Origin of the sequence: Paenibacillus sp. OAE614 (assembly GCF_040546645.1) — a bacterium.
Classification (GTDB): Bacteria; Bacillota; Bacilli; order Paenibacillales; family Paenibacillaceae; genus Paenibacillus_AQ; species Paenibacillus_AQ favisporus.
In genome coordinates this window covers 6,085,759-6,101,678 of the sequence record NZ_JBEPOD010000001.1, presented here as the reverse complement: position 1 = coordinate 6,101,678, position 15,920 = coordinate 6,085,759, and the positions used below count along the sequence as shown (strand labels likewise).

The 15,920-nt window shown below is 54.9% G+C and carries 14 protein-coding genes; 9 read left to right on the top strand and 5 right to left on the bottom strand.

Annotation, left to right across the window (positions count from 1 at the left end; all coding sequences use genetic code 11):
* Positions 1–112 precede the first annotated feature (112 nt).
* The 3 genes from ABIE48_RS28020 (at position 113) to ABIE48_RS28010 (ending at position 4,816) form a co-directional block, all read left to right on the top strand.
* On the top strand, positions 113–1,423 hold the full coding sequence (locus tag ABIE48_RS28020) for a hemolysin family protein (RefSeq protein ID WP_145026626.1): 1,311 nt from the start codon (positions 113–115) through the stop codon (positions 1,421–1,423).
* A 2-nt stretch (positions 1,424–1,425) separates the two neighbouring features.
* Positions 1,426–2,601 (top strand): AI-2E family transporter, encoded by a 1,176-nt coding sequence (locus ABIE48_RS28015; protein ID WP_145026624.1) that lies wholly within the window; start codon positions 1,426–1,428, stop codon positions 2,599–2,601.
* Between the two features lie 259 nt (positions 2,602–2,860).
* On the top strand, positions 2,861–4,816 hold the full coding sequence (locus ABIE48_RS28010; protein ID WP_192715908.1) for an ATP-dependent DNA helicase: 1,956 nt from the start codon (positions 2,861–2,863) through the stop codon (positions 4,814–4,816).
* A 163-nt stretch (positions 4,817–4,979) separates the two neighbouring features.
* Here the strand turns inward: ABIE48_RS28010 and ABIE48_RS28005 are convergent, their stop codons facing one another.
* Positions 4,980–6,251, bottom strand: coding sequence for a serpin family protein (locus ABIE48_RS28005; protein WP_192715907.1), 1,272 nt, complete (start codon positions 6,249–6,251; stop codon positions 4,980–4,982).
* Positions 6,252–6,561: 310 nt separating this feature from the next.
* On the opposite strand from ABIE48_RS28005, the gene ABIE48_RS28000 reads away from it, so the two are divergent.
* From ABIE48_RS28000 to ABIE48_RS27985, 4 genes are read left to right on the top strand one after another with little or no spacing between them, the layout of a single operon-like run.
* A complete protein-coding gene (locus ABIE48_RS28000; protein WP_076175964.1) occupies positions 6,562–7,035 on the top strand; it encodes a MarR family winged helix-turn-helix transcriptional regulator in 474 nt (157 codons plus the stop codon).
* 3 nt (positions 7,036–7,038) lie between these two features.
* Positions 7,039–7,470, top strand: coding sequence for an FAD-binding oxidoreductase (locus ABIE48_RS27995; RefSeq protein ID WP_354520083.1), 432 nt, complete (start codon positions 7,039–7,041; stop codon positions 7,468–7,470).
* Complete coding sequence (locus ABIE48_RS27990; protein WP_354520081.1) at positions 7,430–8,470, top strand: FAD-binding oxidoreductase; 1,041 nt, start codon at positions 7,430–7,432, stop codon at positions 8,468–8,470. Before ABIE48_RS27995 ends, ABIE48_RS27990 begins: the two co-directional genes overlap by 41 nt.
* Positions 8,471–8,473: 3 nt before the next feature.
* Positions 8,474–9,007, top strand: coding sequence for an MFS transporter (locus tag ABIE48_RS27985; protein ID WP_192715906.1), 534 nt, complete (start codon positions 8,474–8,476; stop codon positions 9,005–9,007).
* 3 nt (positions 9,008–9,010) lie between these two features.
* Here ABIE48_RS27985 and ABIE48_RS27980 read toward each other — a convergent pair whose 3' ends face one another.
* Together ABIE48_RS27980 and ABIE48_RS27975 are read right to left on the bottom strand one after the other, a co-directional pair.
* Positions 9,011–9,745, bottom strand: a complete 735-nt coding sequence (locus ABIE48_RS27980) for a ZIP family metal transporter (RefSeq protein ID WP_145026618.1) — start codon at positions 9,743–9,745, stop codon at positions 9,011–9,013.
* 240 nt (positions 9,746–9,985) lie between these two features.
* Positions 9,986–10,741: a peptidylprolyl isomerase gene (locus ABIE48_RS27975; protein ID WP_145026616.1), complete on the bottom strand. Its 756-nt coding sequence runs from the start codon at positions 10,739–10,741 to the stop codon at positions 9,986–9,988.
* Between the two features lie 189 nt (positions 10,742–10,930).
* Here ABIE48_RS27975 and ABIE48_RS27970 point away from each other — a divergent pair, with 189 nt between their 5' ends.
* The gene (locus tag ABIE48_RS27970) at positions 10,931–11,860 is read left to right on the top strand and encodes a hypothetical protein (protein WP_145026614.1); all 930 of its coding nucleotides are present in this window, start codon (positions 10,931–10,933) and stop codon (positions 11,858–11,860) included.
* A gap of 238 nt (positions 11,861–12,098) precedes the next feature.
* On the opposite strand, the gene ABIE48_RS27965 is transcribed toward ABIE48_RS27970, so the two are convergent.
* Positions 12,099–12,386 (bottom strand): hypothetical protein, encoded by a 288-nt coding sequence (locus ABIE48_RS27965; protein ID WP_145026612.1) that lies wholly within the window; start codon positions 12,384–12,386, stop codon positions 12,099–12,101.
* A gap of 129 nt (positions 12,387–12,515) precedes the next feature.
* Positions 12,516–13,838, bottom strand: coding sequence for an ArsB/NhaD family transporter (locus ABIE48_RS27960; RefSeq protein ID WP_076175945.1), 1,323 nt, complete (start codon positions 13,836–13,838; stop codon positions 12,516–12,518).
* A gap of 347 nt (positions 13,839–14,185) precedes the next feature.
* Here ABIE48_RS27960 and ABIE48_RS27955 point away from each other — a divergent pair, with 347 nt between their 5' ends.
* Entirely contained in the window at positions 14,186–15,883 is a 1,698-nt protein-coding gene (locus tag ABIE48_RS27955) for a glycoside hydrolase family 13 protein (RefSeq protein WP_192715905.1), read from the top strand.
* The last annotated feature ends 37 nt before the right edge of the window (positions 15,884–15,920 follow it).

Below are 15,920 nucleotides of genomic sequence, written 5' to 3'. Positions count from 1 at the left end.
AATGGGAGGGCATAGTTCTGCCCCGTTTGCTGCCTTAGCGGCAGAAGGCGAAGCTTCCTGCGGGATGCCGGATGGAATCATCGAGACTACTTTATAAGGAGAAGATGTAGAAGTGGAAAGTGACAGGTATGTGTTAAATTTGGTTTTGGTTGCATTACTGATCGGTTTGTCGGCCTTTTTCGTTGCGGTGGAGTTTGCCGTGATTCGTGTGCGGGGAAGCCGGGTCGATCAGCTGATCGCCGAAGGGCGCAAGGGCGCAAAGGCTGTGAAGAAGGTTATCGACAATCTGGACGGATATTTGTCCGCGTGCCAGCTCGGGATTACGATTACGTCACTCTGTCTTGGTTTCCTCGGGGAGCCGACCGTGGAGAAGATTCTTACCCCGGTGTTTGAGAAGTGGCATATGCCCGAAGCGTTAGGCCATTTTCTGTCCCTGCTGATTGCTTTTACGGTCATTACGTACCTGCACGTCGTCATTGGCGAATTGGCGCCAAAAACAGTGGCGATCCGTAAAGCGGAAACCGTTGCCCTGCTGACGGCGACACCCATTATCTGGTTTAACAAAATCATGTACCCGTTCATTTGGCTGCTGAATGGATCCGCGAACCAGCTGGTCCGATTGTTCGGCGTAAAGCCCGCTTCCGAGCATGAGGAGGCCCACTCCGAAGAGGAACTGCAGATTATTCTGAGTGAGAGCCATGAGAGTGGAAAAATCAACGATAACGAATTCGGTTATGTCAGCCGGATTTTCGCGTTCGACAACATGCTGGCCAAGGAAATTATGGTACCGCGTACCGACATGATCTGTTTGGACAAAGACAAGTCGCGGTCTGAAAATATGAAAATTATTAAAGAACAACAGTACTCCAGGTTCCCGCTCATCGACGGAAGCAAGGATAATGTCATCGGCATCATTAATACGAAGCAATTTTTCCTGGCTTATGAAGAAAACGAAGAACTGGATGTGGCGAGCCTGATCCATCCGGTGATGGCGGTATCCGAAGTGACGCCGGTCAATGTGCTGCTGCAGCGGATGCAGAAGGAAGCGACGCACATGGCGATCCTGATCGATGAATACGGCGGGACCTCCGGTCTTGTTACGATTGAGGACATTATTGAAGAGATCGTCGGCGAAATTCGCGACGAGTTCGACAAGGACGAAGTTGAAGACGTCCAGGAGATCGGCGAACAGCATTTGATCGTGGACGGCAAAGTATCGATTTCAATGATCAATGATTATTTTTATATGGATCTGGATACAAAAGAATGGGATACGATCGGCGGCTGGCTGTACAGCCAGATCAGCGAAATGGCCGAAGGCGAGACGTTTGTGTACGAAGGAACGGCCTTGACCCTGCTGGAGCGGGATCATAACCGCTACTGCCGCATCGAAATCAAGAAGATCAAGATGAGCGAGGAATAAATATGGACAATCCGGTGAATTGGGCAAGCCGTTTTAAGCGGTTTTTACTAAATAACAGATTTGTATTGTTTATGCTGGTGCTGCTGCTCCTGGGACTGAATATTCTGGTTCTCACCAAAATTTCATTCGTATTCGAGCCGGTGATCGTCCTGGTCAAAACCGTCGTGCTGCCGCTCATTCTCGCCGGAATTGCGTATTATTTGCTCAATCCGATTGTGGATTTTATGGAAAAGCGGAAGGTGAAGCGCCTGCACACCATTCTGCTGCTGTACGTCTTCATTATCGGCATGCTTGCCGCGCTCGTGACGTTGGTCATCCCGGTCATCCGGGAGCAGATCATGGATTTGGTGAACAATTTCCCGGGTTACGCCGAGGTTGCTCGCATCAAGGTCGAAGAACTGATGGGAAGCAATCTGGTCAGCAAGCTGCAGGAGACCGTGTCGTTCGATCCGCAGGAGCTGATGAAGACCGTCTCGGAGAAAGGCTCGGAATTTCTGAACCGCACTTGGACGGGGCTTGGCGGATTCGTGGGCGGGCTGATTGAAGTGGTTCTGGCTGTCGTGACACTGCCGTTCATTCTGTTCTATCTGCTGAAGGACGGCAAACGGCTGCCGGGTTACATTTTACACTTTGTGCCGACGCGGCTGCGCGGGGAAACCTCGCGGGTCATGAAAGAAATGAATCATCAGATCAGCTCTTATATCCGCGGGCAGATCATCGTCAGCTGCTGTATCGGGGTGCTGCTGTTCGCCGGATATATCATTATCGGCTTGAAGTATTCGCTGATTCTGGCCATCATCGCGGCATGCACCAGCGTCGTCCCGTATTTGGGACCGGCGATCGCCATTACGCCGGCGCTCATCGTCGCAGTCGTCACCTCACCGATCATGCTGCTCAAGATGGTGATCGTCTGGACCGTCGTCCAGCTCATCGAAGGGAAGTTCATTTCCCCGCAAATTATGGGCAAGACGCTGAAGATTCATCCGATCACGATAATCTTCGTCATTTTGACGAGCGGTAACTTGTTTGGCATCGTCGGCATTCTGCTTGCGGTGCCGGGATATGCCGTGCTGAAGGTCGTCGTATCCCATTTGTACCGCTGGTTTCGGGTGCGCTCGGGGCTTTACGAGCCCGAACCCCCGCCGGCGGTTGCAGCGGGCGACTCCCGGGAGCCGTGATGGCGAGAGCCGCTCGAGAGCCGCAATAGAGAAGATCGAGTTCTGCTGCAGATGACGTGCGTCATAAGGCGTGGAGCAATCTTGCTTGCATAAATCAAAGAAATTGGCCGTCCCCCGGATGTATGGGTCCGAAGGGGGCGGCTTTAATTTTTTGACCGCCCCATTGTAATTCGGGAGGGAGCATGTGATAATGGGTTGTTCGCCTTCCCGAAAGTGGGGGCGGCTGCATTTATGAGTAGCTTGGAGGGAACCAAAAGACGTGGAGCGGTATCCTTTTACGTATGATCCAAAGCGGCCTTTCGTCCAGCAAGCAGGCGAATGGGTCGCCGATGTGTTTTATGATGTTCTGCCGGAAGCGGGATTTGAAATCCGCGACGAGCAGATTTATATGGCTTTTCAGCTGGAGAAGGCTTTTGCCGAGAAGAAAACGATATTTGCCGAGGCGGGGGTCGGGACGGGCAAGACGCTGGTGTACTTGCTCTACTCCGTATGCTACGCGCGGTATACCCGCAGACCCGCGGTTATCGCCTGCGCCGACGAATCGCTGATCGAGCAGCTGGTGAAGCCGGAGGGGGATATTGCGAAATTGGCCCGTCACCTTGGGCTTCACATTGATGCCCGGCTGGGCAAGTCGCCCGACCAGTACCTGTGCCTGCGCAAACTGGACGACGTCCGGCTGCGGGACGAAGAAGGGGTACGCTGGGACGACTTGGCCGCCGGCCTGCCAGATTTCGTGTATTCTACCGCGCCAATGCAGTCCTTCCATGCTTACGGGGACCGGAAGGGATACCCGGAGTTAACCGATGAGGAATGGAACCGGATTAACTGGGATCCGTTCCAGGACTGCTTCACCTGCGACCGCCGCCACCGCTGCGGCCAGACGCTGTCGCGGGATCACTACCGCCAGGCGGCGGACCTGATCATCTGCTCGCATGATTATTACATGGAGCATGTATGGACTTATGAGGGGCGGAAGCGGGAGGGGCAGCTGCCCCTGCTGCCGGAGCATTGCGCCGTCGTCTTCGACGAAGGGCATCTGCTCGAATCGGCCGCCATGAAGGCCCTCAGCTACAAAATGAAGCATGTCGTGTTTGAGGAACTCATCACCCGACTGCTTCAGGGCGAGATCCGCGAATCGCTGGCGGTGCTGATCGACGAGGCGATCGTGCAGAGCGAAGCGATGTTCGCGGCATTCGGCCGGCAGAGCCGCAGCGTGGCCGGCTCCGACCGGAAGGAAATCGTGCTGGACGGCGCGCTGCTCGCCGAGGTGCACCGGTTCCGCTCGCTCCTCACCTCGATCGAGGAGGAGCTCGTGTTTGAGAGCGAGCTGTACACGCTGAACGAGTACGAGCTCCGGATCGTAGAGGAGCACCTGGAAATGATGCAGAAGGCGCTCCATCTGTTCGAGCGCTCCGAGGCGCTGATCTGCTGGGCCGTCGACGGACCGGACGGGCTGACGCTGTCGATCATGCCGAGAACGGTCAAGGAGGTACTGCAGGAACAGGTATTCGGCGCGAAGATGCCGATCGTGTTCTCCTCAGCTACCTTGTCGGTTCAGGCCTCGTTCGATTACGTGGCGGACAGCCTTGGCATCGAGAGGTTTCTCTCCTTCTCCGTACCGTCCCCGTACGATTACGCGGATCAGATGAAGGTGCTGACCCCGGCGGACTCCAGGTCGACGGCCGATTTTAACGGCAAGCTGGAAGCCGCTGCCCGCCTTCTTCGCGAATCCGGGGGCCGGGCGCTGATCCTGTTTAACGGCAGGGAGGAGCTGCGGCGGTTTAAGCAGGAGCTGGCCGCAGGCACGGTCGAGGTGCCTGACGTTCCGTTTTACTTCGAAGGGGATCAGGAGATCAGCCATCTGATCTCTGCCTTCCAGCGCGAGGAGACCAGCGTGTTGTGCGCGGTCAGCTTGTGGGAGGGACTGGACGTGCCCGGCCCGGCGCTCTCGAACGTGATCGTCTGGTCGCTGCCGTTCCCGCCGCATGATCCGGTGTTTACGGCCAAGCGCAGAGAATCGGCAGCGCCATTCGAAGAGGTGGACATGCCGTATATGCTGCTACGGCTCCGCCAGGGCATCGGCCGGCTGATCCGCTCCCGCGAGGACCGGGGCGTCGTCGCCATCCTGGGCGAAGAGCTTGCCGGCAGCAAGCCTGTACGGGAGCAAGTGCTGGCGGTGCTGCCCGAAGGCGTGACGCTGCAGGCGTTGTCTTAACCCGCCGAGTCTCAACCGGGTTCAAAGACGCTCAGGAAAACGCCAGTTGCCTCATGTTGTTGATCCCGTTAATTTTTCATGAGGTGAACCATCTGCCCATGTTTAAAAGCCAACCCTAGCCTATTTAGGAAGGGGTTGGCTTTTTTGTCTGTGCGCGAGCCGGTCATTCGGGATCGTTCACCGAACCGATAAACAACCAGGCCTTGGTCTGTGTATCCTCGATCGCCAGGAAGAACGGCCGGTTCACCGTCATTTCGTGGACTTTTACGGGCATAGAGCCGGATTCTTCGCTGATGACCGTTGCCGCAGCAGCCTCGGTTCCCTTTTCGTTTACGTCGAGCACCATCTGGTGCAGAACCTTGGACAGGAAGAGGGGGCGAATGTCGGCCATATGGGAAAAATCGGCTACATCCGGCTGGAAGGCCTGCTTCATGCCGAGCCGGATGAGCGGATCATTCAAGTCGCTGCCGTACTCGGCCTTGAACCGGGGCAGTCCAAGCTGTACGGATGCCTCGTCAAAGGGCTGCTGCCACGGAGCGGGGTCTGCCCAGAGCTGCTGCTCCAATTGGTCCAGCGAAGAGCCGGCGGCGGGGAGGATGACCAGCATATCCATGCGGCCGTCTCCGTAAGGAAGGCGGACAGCCTGCCAATCGGGGGTCTCCTTGTACGGCAGCATGTTGGCGGTATGCATCATCGGCAGCGTCCGTACGCCGCCGTCAGCCAGCGTGAACGGTTCGTCTTTTGTGTATTCAGGATTAAACGGATCGGTCCATGATCCGTTGAAATAAATCGCGTTGGCCAGCACTGCAATGGTCGTTGGCGACAGCGGCTGCTCCAGCATTTTCTCGATTTTGCCCTCGGTCTCCTTGCTGATCCATCGGTTGATCGTGTTCACGGACTTGTCGGAAGCGAAATCAACTTCCTGAACCTCGGCCCCGTAGCTCTCCTTGCCTGCCTGGATAAAAGAGTCCTTGAACGGAACGCCCTGCTGATGCCAGATCGCATTGGCGATGTTCAGCCGGACGCCGGAGTCTTCCCCTTCCAGCAGCCTGGACAAAATGGCGTTCCCCTCGTTCATTTCGTTAAGCGGCATGTCCTTCAGCCCCAATACGGAGGCCATTTCGCGTGCCGTCGTGCCGGCGCTGCCGTTGTATGCGATGGACAGGGCCGTCCAGATGCTGTAGGGGGAGAGAAGGACATTGTCTCCGGCTTCGGCCTGCCCGGTTAGTTCGCGGTGGAGCTGCAGCCCCAGGCGGTTGTGGGCGGAGATGAGGGCAGGATCGATTTTGCCTGCCTCCTGCTTCCGGGCCGTTAGCGAGATCGGAGGTGTCGGATTGCTGCGTTGGTCCCGGCTGCCGTCTTCCTGCTTCGAGCATGCCGGTAATACCAGCAGGAGCAGGGCGAGCAGCAGCGGCAGCGTTTTGGTCTTTGGCATGGATGGTTAGCCTCCTTATCGATGGAATCAGGTCTGAAGACCAGGGTGATTTTCGCGTCGAGGAGAAAATGGCACTCTTTCATATTCCTTATGTTGCAAACCCTTTGCGCTAAAAAGTGGAAAAAATCGGCGTTACCTACCAGACGTTTCCGGGCCGGCGGAAGTTGCGCCCAAAGCCCATTTCATGATGGAAGCGGTGCCACTTCCCGGAATTTGATTCACGCATCTCGGGAACGGTATAATGAGAATGCTTTGAAGTCAATCTAACTGACCAATTTATTCCTTTAAGACAGCAAGGAGTTGTACAACCATGTCCAAAACGTTCCCATATAATCAAGATTTGGCTTCCCTGTTATCGCTCTCCTTCAGCGCGATGAACCAGGAGCTCCATAACCGCCTGAAGGAGGCGGGGTTCGGCGATGTGCGGCCGGCGCACAGCTTTTTGTTCCAGGGCTTGATGCCGGATGGGGCGACGGCCAAGACGCTCGTAGCGCACCTGGGCATATCGAAGCAGGCCGTCAGCCAAATGCTCGACTACCTGGAAGAATGCGGCTATGTCGCGCGCAAGCCCCACCCGTCCGACGGCCGGGGCAAGATGGTCGTCCTGACCGAACGCGGCTGGTCGCTGGTGCGGACGAAAGAGAACATCTACAAAGAGATTGAGCAGCGCTGGGCCCGGATGATCGGAAGCGACCATATGAAGACGCTGCAGCAGGATTTGAAGCACATTATCGAAAACGTCAACGAAGAGGATCTACAGCACCCACTGCGCCCTGTGTGGTAGGCGATGGCGAAGAGGGGAGCGGTGCTGCTGCTGTTAGTCATTCTTTGCGTGTATGAATATATCCGCACTGATACACCGGACCAGAACCCTTATCTCATTACCGATTACAGCCGGCTTCATCCTGTTAAGGTTGACAGGGTGGTCAAAGGCAAGGAGGAGGAGCAGCTGGTCCGGCTGCTTCAGGAGGCAAAGGAGAAGCACCTTACCGTATCCATTGCGGGCCAGCGTCACAGTCAGGGAGGGCATACCTATTACAAGGACGGGATTGTCATCGATATGACCGATTATAATCAGGTCCTGTCGGTCGATCCGGATCAGCGGCAAATCCGTGTACAGGCCGGGGCCACGTGGGAGCAGGTCCAGAAAGCCGTTAATCCGTACCACCGTGAAGACGATGCAGTCGCAAAATATATTTACCGTTGGCGGCTCCATTAGCGTAAATGCGCATGGACGCGACATCCGAAGCGGTTCCCTGATCGGCAGCGTGGATTCGTTTCGGCTGCTGACCGCAGACGGTCAAATCCGCATCGTCAGCAGAGAAGAGAACCCGGAATTATTTCGGCTGGCGCTCGGCGGGTACGGCCTGTTCGGTATTATCCTGGATGTGACGCTGAATTTGACGGAAGATGAAGTTTACCGGATGGAGAATGAGGCGATAAAGGTTGAGGATTACAGCCGGTATTTTCAGGAGAATGTACTTGGCGATCCCGATGTGAGAATGCATATTGCTAGAATTTCAGTTGCCCCGGACCGCTTCTTGACGGACATGTATGCGATCAATTATACGGCAGATCCTGCGCTTGCGCTGGAAGATTACGATAAGCTCCGGACCCGCGAGCAGGGCGTCATTCCTAGCAAAATTATGTTCAGTCTGAACCGGGGCAGCGATTGGGGAAAGAACGCATTCTGGTCTTTGCAGAAGCTGTATTTTACCAAGCAGCAAAATAAGGCGATCAGCCGAAACAATGCCATGCGCTCCGAGAACGAATTTATGGAATACGGCCAGCCCGGCGCGAATGATCTGCTGCAGGAGTATTTTATTCCGGTGGATCAGTTTGCGGATTTCGTTCACGGGATGAAAGATATTGTGCGCGATCACAAGCTTAATTTGCTGAATATTACCGTCCGTTATGTCCAGGAAGATCGCGAAGCCGTTCTCTCCTATGCCCATGAAGACATGTTTGCCCTTGTATGCCTGTTTCACGTACCGTTATCGGAGCAAGGGCAGGCGCAAGTAAAGGAAGGAATTCGGGATCTGATCGATGAAGTGGAGTATGAGGGTGGAACCTATTATCTGCCTTATGCGGCATACCCTACGGTCGAGCAGTTTAGACGGGCCTATCCGGAGTACGACGATTTTTTTCGGAAAAAGGATGAGTACGATCCACAGCACCTTTTTATGAACTATTTTTATGAACAATACAAAGGGGAGTAGGCCATGAACATGAGGTGGCTGATCCGATCCCAAAGCATGGTGACGCTTGCTTCCGGCATGATTTATCCTTATTATCTTTTGTTTCTGAAAAATCTGGGCAACAGCTATGCCAAATACGGACTGGCTTTTGCCGTGTTTACGATCAGCTCCGCGGCGTTCTCCCAATGGCTGGCCCCAAGGATCGACCACAGCGGACACCGGATGCTGCTCATCAGCTCCCTTGGCATGATGCTGGCGATGCTGGCATTCCCATGGGTCGAATCTTATGCGTGGGTACTGTTTCTCCAACTGGTCATGGGGTGCTGCAGTGCGATGCAAAAGATGAGCGAACGCTTGCTGCTTGCCGATCATACAGTCCAGGGGGAGCGGGGGCACATGATTGGTTCCTATCATTTCTGGACCTCAGCCGCATCCGGTTTCGCCGTCATTCTCGGCGGTTACCTGATCGACTGGCTGACGATCGACGCCTTATTTTATGCCAGTGCCGTCATGTATGGAATCAGTGCCTGGGCGGTTTGGAAAATGCGAAAGCCATGACGCTTAACCCAGCAAATGCGTCATGGCAATCATCGAGAGCAGGCCGAAAATAAAGGAAAAGGTCGAAGCCCGCTCGTTGCCGTCCCCGTGGCTCTCCGGGATGAGCTCTTTATATACGACGAACAGCATGGCGCCGGCGGCAAAAGCCAATCCGTACGGGACGATACCGGCGAAGGAAGCGGTAAATTTCAGCCCGGCCCAGCAGGAGAGGAACTCCAGCCCGCCCGTAAGCGCGGCGAGAAGAAAGGCGTACCGCCTTCGCATGCCGTGCGTAACGAGGTAGAGCGCGGTCAGAAAGCCTTCGGGGATGTTTTGCAGGCCGATGCTCAGCGCCACGATCGCCCCCAGCTCCTGGTTGGGACTGCCGTAGCTGACGCCGACTGACAGCCCTTCGGGTAAATTATGCAGCGCCATGGCCGACAGAAACATCCAGGATCCCGTCTGCGTGCTGTCGCTCCGCTTGATATCATGGGCCGGGTCCGTGTGTGGGATGAGCAGCTCCATCAGGGTCAAGGTCACCGTACCAAGGAGGATGCCGATCGTCAGCACCCATAGGTTCGACAGCTTGAGGGAGGACGGGATCAGCCCGTACGTCGAGGCGGCGACCATGATACCTGCCGTGAAAGCGAGCAGGCTGTCTCTGCCCCGGTGGCTGATATTCGAAAACAGCAGGGCGGGAAGGGCTCCCGCTGCCGTACATAGGGAAGTCGCGAGGCTTCCCAGAATCATTGCGTTCACGCAGGCCTCCTGCTGCCAGCGGCTGAGATGCTTTGGTTTCCCCCGAGTTCATACCGGTGAACCTCTGCAGCCGTCGGGCTTGTTCTTGTTTAATTTACAATATGAACAAGCCTGCTGAAGCATGACCTGGACAGGAGATTTATGCGCGCTCAAACAAAGAACCGTCCACCCTCAGGGGCGAACGGTTCTTTGTTGTATCATGCTGTGCTGCGCCGTACAAGCGTGCGGCTTCGCACTGGTTTATTTCTCAGTAATCGTGACGCCGTCGATCGTAACCTTCTCGGTCGGGGTGCTTTCCTCGCCGCTAGGACCGACGGTGACCGGTGTTTTGGCGATCTTCATCACGACATCCATACCCTTTGTGACTTTACCGAAAATGGTGTAGTTCGGCTGTTGGTTCAGATAATCGCTGTCCGCACCGGTACAGATAAAGAACTGGCTGCCGTTCGTATCCGGTCCGGCGTTTGCCATGGCGACGATGCCCGGCTCGTATTTATAATTCGTTTTCTCATCTTCGAAAGAGTATCCCGGTCCGCCGGAGCCTGTTCCGGTCGGGTCACCGGTCTGTACCATGAACGTTTCGATGATCCGGTGGAAAATGACCCCGTTGTAAAAGCCTTCCTTGGACAGGAACACGAAGTTGTTGACCGTCTTCGGCGCGTCCTTGGCGAACAGCTCGATCGTAAACGTGCCTTTGGACGTTTTGACCTCAGCCTCGTACTTTTTGTTCTGGTCGATCTGCATGGCAGGCGGGCTTGTCCAGCTCTTCTGCTGCTGACCGGAAGCCGAGGTCGAGCTGTCCGTGGAGGAATCCGATCCTGTCGTGCCGGACGATGACGAATTGCCGGAAGTCTGGTCCGTCGTCTGCTCTGTCGTTTGTCCTCCGGATGTGTCCTTTGATGCATCCTCGTCGCTGTTTTTCTTGCCGCATCCGCCAAGCGCAAGCGCCGCTGTCAGCACGAGCACGAGCGGAAGCGTGAATGTCTTCAGTTTCATGAAATTGAGGTTCACTCCTTTGTGCAATCTGGTTTAATCATAGCGATTTTTGCGGATAAAATCCACTTTGGCAGAGCTTGGTCACGTAAGGCTTTTGCTGCATGCTGAACTTTCCATGAAACTTCGCGGCATGCTATGACGTTTATTACATATAACAACAGATCGCAGACTGGAAACGGAGGGAATGTTATGTTTGAAGAAGCCAACCGTCAGTTGACCAAGCTGAAAGAGGACATCCGGAACAAAACGAAGTATGAAAACCGGATGCAGGAACTGTCGCGGGAGCTGAGAGAGCAGCAGGACGAAGCCGAGCGCTGGAAGCTCAGGCTTGCCGATGAGGAGAAGGACGTGGAGCGCCTGACGGGGACTTCGCTCTCCGGTTTGTTTTACAGCATGATCGGCCGGAAAGAGGAGAAGCTGGAGCGGGAGCAGCTGGAAGTGCTGGAGGTCAAAGCGAAATACGATATGGCTGCCCGCAGCGTGGTTGATATCCAAAACGAACTGCAGGAGCTGGAGCGAAAGTTCCAGGAGGTCCGTTACGCGGAGTTTGAATATGAGAAGATTCTGGACGAGAAAGAAAAAGTGATTTTACAGAACAACGCCGAGCTGGCGGCGCTCGCCGAAGAACAGGCCGACTTGTCGGTCCAGCTCAAGGAATTGAAAGAAGCGGTGCGCGCGGGCGAGGCCGTACTGGAGGATCTGGAGCGGGCGGATGACAGTCTGGGCTCGGCCGGGAATTGGGGCACCTACGACATGCTCGGCGGCGGCATGATCTCCACGCATATGAAGCACAGCCGTATTGACGAGGCGATGGAGCACATTGAATCAGCGCAGTTCAGCCTGCGCCGGTTCGGCAAAGAGCTGAAGGATGTGCAAATGGCGCTGGATATCGAAATCGGGATCGGGAGCTTTCTGAAATTTTCTGATTATTTCTTCGACGGCTTTATATCCGACTGGCTCGTGCAGGGGAGAATCCGGGATACCCAGGACGACGTGCAGGAGAAAATATCCGAGGTGGAGCGGATTGTCCGCCGCTTGGAGGGGGAGTATTCACGCCTCGATACCCGGCTGGCGGATACGAAGCGGAAATACGAGTCGATCATTGAGTTGGCGGAGTAGCATCAGGCGCTGTAAAAGAGCGCTATGCTGAACGAAACCTCATAAGCGCATGAAAAGAAGCCGCCGGTCTCTGCTCGAAAGGAGCAAGCCGGGCGGCTTCTCATTTGACTAACGTATTAACCCTGGCATAAAAGGCGCTGCCACATTTCCAACGTAGAAGTAAATGTGAAACGCATCTATTTTGCCAGCCAATGGCCTGAATAGATCAACAGCGAACGCACCGCCAGCGCTAAATGCCCTAAGGCAAAGGCTTCCACTCCACGCTTTGAAGCAGCTGATGCTTCATCAGCGCCAGCACGAAGTCCACGTAGTATTCCTTCCGTACGATCGCACCGTACTCGTGATTTTTATAGACATAAAACAAGGCGTCCGTGTAGATATCATTGTCCTCGAAAAAGCGTCTGATCTGCTTGAGCCGAGCCAGATAAGGCTCTTCCTGCAGCAGCCGGATGCGGAACTCCGCGTCCTGCTCGTTGACGCTTTCCGTAATCTGAATGATGCTCGGGTCGTAACGATACTCCAGCATAAGTTGATCCTCCTTCGCACGTGTCAATTTGCGCTGCTTCCAGGGGCCGTCATGTCCTTGCCTAGAAGCATCTGCGCTACCAGAAGCCCCCAATCTGCAGCAACACCACCGCCCCTCTGCCTTCGGCCGCTACATCAAATACCGAAGATACACGTATGCGCTGGCCAGAACGATGGACAGCAGCATCATCGGAAAACCGAGCTTCAGAAACTGGGCGAACTTGATCGGATATCCTTCCTTGGCGGCCATGCCTGCCACGATCAGGTTGGCGCTCGCACCGATCAGGGAGCCGTTGCCTCCCAGGCAGGCACCCAGGGCCAAGCTCCACCACAGCGGCTCCAAATTGCTGATGCCGAGGCTGCCCATGTCTTGGATCATCGGGATCATGGTCGCGACAAACGGAATGTTGTCGATAAAAGCGGACGCGATCGCGCTCATCCACAGGATGAGCATCGACGTTGCCGCGACATCACCGCCGGTGAGATCGGTAGCTTTTTCCGCCAGGGTGGCGATGACCCCTGTTTCGATCAGGCCGGCCACCAGCACGAACAATCCTACGAAGAAAAAGATCGTCGGCCATTCGACCTTGGCAAAAGCCTCCTCCAGCATATGCTCGCCCGTCAGCAGAAGCAGCAGGAAAGCACCGGCGAGGGCGACGGTGGCCGACTCAAGGTGAACCAGCTGGTGAAGGAAGAAGCCGATGATCGTCAGACCCATTACCGTCAGGCATTTGATCAGGAGCTTGCGGTCGGTGAGCAGCTCTTTTTCATCCAGATCCATAATGCTCTGCATCAGCTCCGGCGTCGTCTTGATCTGTTTGCGGAACATGAGAATGAATAGCGGAATAAATACGGCGAGAATGATCACCGCAATGGGCGTCAAATTATTGATAAAGGCGACAAAAGTCAGCTCTTTCACCGCGCTGCCGATCATAATGTTAGGCGGGTCACCGATCAGGGTGGCGGTTCCGCCGACGTTGGACGCCATAATCTGGGTGATCAGAAACGGCGTCGGGTTAACCCGCAGCTGCCGGGTAATGCTGAGCGTGACGGGCACCATAAGCAGAACGGTGGTCACGTTGTCGAGAAACGCCGATCCGATCGCGGTAATCAGAATCAGCGCCACCATAATGGCGACGGGCCGGCCCTTGGCCTTTTTCGCGGCCCATACGGCAATGAATTTGAATAATCCCGTCTCTGCGGTGATATTGACGATGATCATCATGCCGACGAGCAGGCCGAGCGTGTTGAAATCGATATGATGAATCGCGGTTTCCTGGCTCACGATGCCGAATATGACCATGAGCGCACCGCCGATCATCGCCACGATCGTCCGGTGAATTTTTTCCGCGATAATAAATGCGTAAACAATGAGAAAAATACCAATAGCCAGTATTGCCTGCTGTTCCATAGCGTGCCTCCCCATCCTGTATATGTGCGAATCCTGAATCATGCAGCCCGGGTTTGGTTTCTTTGAGTAGAGATCGCCATGCCGTATAGCGTATCCAGATCTCTACATTTTTTACCGGGACTTCAAAATCAACGCGTCTATCCTCCTTTACATCAAGATGGAGGAGTGCATGGCGGACCCGCACAACGAATGAGAGGGAAAAAAAGACAAAAGGAGCCCGCACATGGCAGGCTCCTCCAAATAAATTCTATTTGATTGAAGTGTAAAAACTTGCTCTCATTCTGAAAGGTAAACCGGAAATCGGTTTACAATAATTATAAAGTGTTCGCGCGATCTTGTAAACAACCGTCGGATATCCGGCACAAAATGGAGCACGTAAGGAGCAGGTTATGAACAAAAAATGGTGGAAAGAAGCCGTAGTGTATCAAATCTATCCGATCAGCTTCCTCGACACGAACGGTGACGGCAAGGGGGATCTGCTCGGCATTATATCGAGACTGGATTACTTGAAGGACCTGGGGGTGGACGTGATCTGGATTTGCCCGATCTACAAGTCCCCCAATCACGATAACGGATACGATATCAGCGACTACTGTGACATTATGGACGAGTTCGGCACGATGGAGGAGTTTGACCGTCTGCTGCGGGAGGCGCATGCGCGCGGTCTCAAAATCATGATGGATCTGGTCCTGAACCATACCTCGGACGAGCATCCATGGTTTGTCGAGTCGCGGTCGAGCAAGGATAATCCGAAACGGGATTTTTATATATGGCGCAAAGGCAAAGACGGACATCCGCCGAACAACTGGGAATCCTATTTCAGCGGCTCGGTTTGGGAATACGACGAGAAGACAGGCGAGTATTATCTCCATCTGTACTCCAAGCACCAGCCGGACCTGAACTGGGAAAATCAGAAGGTGATTGACAGCATGCATGAAATGGTGGAATGGTGGCTCAAAAAAGGCGTGGACGGCTTCCGTTTCGACGCGATCGCGCATATTGTCAAGGCGGTCGGCCTGCCGGACGGGGACAACCCGGACCAGCTGCCGACGGTGCGCGCCTATGAATTGTTTTCCAACCTGGAAAACGTGCACACCCTGCTGAACAACCTGTATGAACGGGTACTGTTCCACTATGACATCATGACCGTCGGCGAGACGTCGGGTCTGGGTCCGGAGCAGGCGCTCAGCTATGTCGGGGATACGCGCAACGAGCTGAACATGGTGTTCCAGTTCGAGCATATGCAGCTCGATGCGGGTTCTTCCGGTTCCGGCAAGTGGGATTTTCGTCCCTGGAACTTGCTGGAGCTGAAAAAGGTCATCAGCGGGTGGCAGACGGTGCTGCACGGCAAGGGCTGGAACGCGAATTATTGGTGCAATCATGACCAGCCGAGATCGGTGTCCCGGTTCGGGGACGACCAGAAATACCGGGTGGAGTCGGCGAAGATGCTGGCGACCTTCCTGCACACGCTCGAAGGCACGCCGTATATTTACCAAGGCGAGGAGATCGGCATGACGAACATCGCCTTCGCCTCGATCGATGACTACCGTGACGTGGAAACACTGAATTACTATGAGGAGCAGCTGGATCAGGGCGTACCCGAAGAGCAGGTCATGCAGGCGATTTGGAAAAAAAGCCGGGACAACGCCCGTACGCCGATGCAGTGGACCAATGGGGAGCATGCAGGCTTTACGCGGGGCACGCCGTGGATCGAGGTGAACTCGAATTATCCCCTGATCAATGTGGAGGATGCGATTAAGGATCCGAATTCGATCTACCATTACTATAAAAAGCTTATCTCCCTCCGCAAGCAGCATGAAGTCATCGTGTACGGCGAATACAAGCTGCTGCTTCCGCTCGACAAGGAGCTGTATGTGTATACACGGACGCTTGAGGACCAGTGTCTCCTGGTCATCCTGAACTTTTTCGGAGGCGAGCCGGTGCTGAAGCTGCCGGCGGAGCTCGTGCCGGAGGCCAAGCAGCTGCTGATCTCCAACTACCTCATCAAGGGGGAGGAGGATCTCGGGAATTTGAAGCTGCGGCCGTATGAAGCGAGAGTGTACCTCATGAAGACACCAGCCCCTTGACTTCATGGCGCAAACTTGGTAAATTTACCTCATCCTA